Genomic DNA, 846 nt, shown 5'->3' with positions numbered 1-846 from the left:
GCGGTTGTACCCACCTTCACGGCGCGGGGCACCACCGTCGCGGTTGTACCCACCTTCACGGCGCGGGGCACCACCGTCGCGGTTGTACCCACCTTCACGGCGCGGGGCACCGCCATCGCGACGAGGAGAACCACCATCACGGTTGTAACCGCCCTCACGACGCGGAGCAGAACCACCATCGCGGTTGTAGCCACCCTCGCGACGCGGCGCGGAGCCACCGTCGCGGTTGTAGCCACCCTCGCGACGCGGCGCGGAGCCACCGTCGCGGTTGTAGCCACCTTCACGGCGCGGAGCACCACCCTCACGGTTGTAGCCACCCTCACGACGCGGAGCAGAACCACCGTCGCGGTTATAGCCGCCCTCACGACGCGGAGCAGAACCACCATCGCGGTTATAGCCGCCCTCACGACGCGGAGCAGAACCACCATCGCGGTTATAGCCACCCTCGCGGCGCGGAGCACCACCATCACGGTTGTAGCCACCCTCACGACGGGGCGCGGAGCCACCGTCGCGGTTGTAGCCACCCTCGCGACGCGGAGCAGCACCACCATCGCGGTTATAGCCGCCCTCGCGGCGCTGGCCGCCTTCGCGATAGTTCGGTCGTCCGCCGGAAGGGCGCTCGTTGCGGGCTCCGCGGTCGTTGTCGCGACGCGGGCGGCGCTGGTCGTCTTCCGGCATGATGATTCCTATCCCTGTAAACGCAAAATGGCCACCCAGCATTGGGTGGCCATTTTACTTAAAAGAAGTCCGGCGGTGTCCTACTCTCCCACAGGGTCCCCCCTGCAGTACCATCGGCGCTGTGAGGCTTAGCTTCCGGGTTCGGAATGTAACCGGGCGTTTCCCTCA

At 66.9% G+C, this 846-nt stretch carries 1 protein-coding gene and 1 rRNA gene; both read right to left on the bottom strand.

Going from position 1 to position 846, the window contains the following annotated elements:
- A partial coding sequence (locus tag WFJ97_RS16425; protein ID WP_336642265.1) for a hypothetical protein occupies positions 1–551 on the bottom strand: 551 nt, incomplete at its 3' end.
- A gap of 194 nt (positions 552–745) precedes the next feature.
- A 5S ribosomal RNA gene (gene rrf, locus WFJ97_RS16420) occupies positions 746–846 on the bottom strand; the annotation flags it as partial.

It is taken from the genome of Microbacterium sp. USHLN272, from assembly GCF_037149655.1.
Classification (GTDB): domain Bacteria; phylum Actinomycetota; class Actinomycetes; order Actinomycetales; family Microbacteriaceae; genus Microbacterium; species Microbacterium galbinum.
The sequence above is the reverse complement of the archived record's forward strand: the minus strand, read 5'-3'. Positions and strand labels throughout refer to the sequence as shown.